The organism is Psychrobacillus vulpis (genome assembly GCF_006861825.1).
Lineage (GTDB): Bacteria > Bacillota > Bacilli > Bacillales_A > Planococcaceae > Psychrobacillus > Psychrobacillus vulpis.
This window is the reverse complement of sequence record NZ_VDGI01000064.1, coordinates 1-1070: the sequence shown is the minus strand read 5'-3', so window position 1 is coordinate 1070 and position 1070 is coordinate 1. Positions and strand designations below refer to the sequence as shown.

Genomic DNA, 1070 nt, shown 5'->3' with positions numbered 1-1070 from the left:
TGTCTACGCTTAAAGGCTAATGTTACCATTAGCCCTCCAAGACTCGCTACGAGTGAATGGCTAGTTCTTTCTCGACGGGAATCCCACCCGCTATATGATACGACCTAGGCTCGGCCGCACACCTGCCTCGTTAGTTCAATAAGAAAAAGAGAGTCTATAGCAACCCCATGATCTTTTCTAAAGCCTCTGTTACTTCTATAAGATTAGTTTGAGCACGCTCTTACCAACAGAATAATTGCTACAATTATTACAATTGAACCAATATTGACTAAACACCCACTGCTAGGTGCACCTGTATGGGCTTGAGCCCACGCATTGTTTAATGCACCACCAGGGTTTTTTCGTTGTTCTTTAGCTTTTAACCTCTCTCTATCTTCCTCGGACATTATACCCCCCATTTTTTTACGAATTTAATGACATGAAATTTCTCTTTGCTTATTCAATTAAACTGCCCGTTAGTTAAACCTGCTGCTTTGGTTCAATAGAAAAAGAGTTGTCCTAAGCAACCCATGATTTGCCACGTTACTTTAAGAAGCGACTGCTCTTATGACGCAATCGCACCTAGTTAGTTCAATAATTAGCCATTATAAAAATCCCATAAAAGAAAACAACTACGGGAAAAAGAATAAAAAGAAGATTTAATCCTTGTAAAGTCCGTATCAAAGAACTGGATTTTTTTTCAGCAAATTTTCTAATGTATATAAAGGAAATTAAACCAATTACAGGGGTTGACATGCCCAATCCACCTCCATAATTGGGCTCAGAGGCATCTATTAACTCTTCAATCAGAAATGACAAGAAAATAATATTTAAAACTAATAATAACAACGGAATCAATAAGTTAAATTTTTTAAATCTCATATCGACAATCCCCTCTTCTCGCTTTAACTAACTTATTACATTTAAACTACTTCAATGTACTTATAAATATTCCTGTTGCTTAAACTAGTCGAGTAGAAGGGAACCTCTCTACCTTTCGGTAGATTGTGTTCCACCCCCCTCACAGAACCGTGCTTGCGCTATTTACGCACACGGCTCCTCCTAGTCATCATTCACAAAATATAGCTAAT

The 1070-nt window shown here is 37.8% G+C and carries 2 protein-coding genes; both read right to left on the bottom strand.

Annotated features, from left to right (window positions below):
• Positions 1-203 precede the first annotated feature (203 nt).
• The gene (locus tag FG384_RS19575) at positions 204-386 is read right to left on the bottom strand and encodes a DUF6366 family protein (protein WP_142644350.1); all 183 of its coding nucleotides are present in this window, start codon (positions 384-386) and stop codon (positions 204-206) included.
• Between the two features lie 184 nt (positions 387-570).
• Positions 571-861: a hypothetical protein gene (locus tag FG384_RS19570; protein ID WP_142644349.1), complete on the bottom strand. Its 291-nt coding sequence runs from the start codon at positions 859-861 to the stop codon at positions 571-573.
• Positions 862-1070: the final 209 nt, after the last annotated feature.

Coding starts and splice junctions, on each gene's coding strand:
- FG384_RS19570 (WP_142644349.1), bottom strand. CDS start 861: ATGAGATTTAAAAAATTTAACTTATTGATTCCGTTGTTATTATTAGTT.
- FG384_RS19575 (WP_142644350.1), bottom strand. CDS start 386: ATGTCCGAGGAAGATAGAGAGAGGTTAAAAGCTAAAGAACAACGAAAA.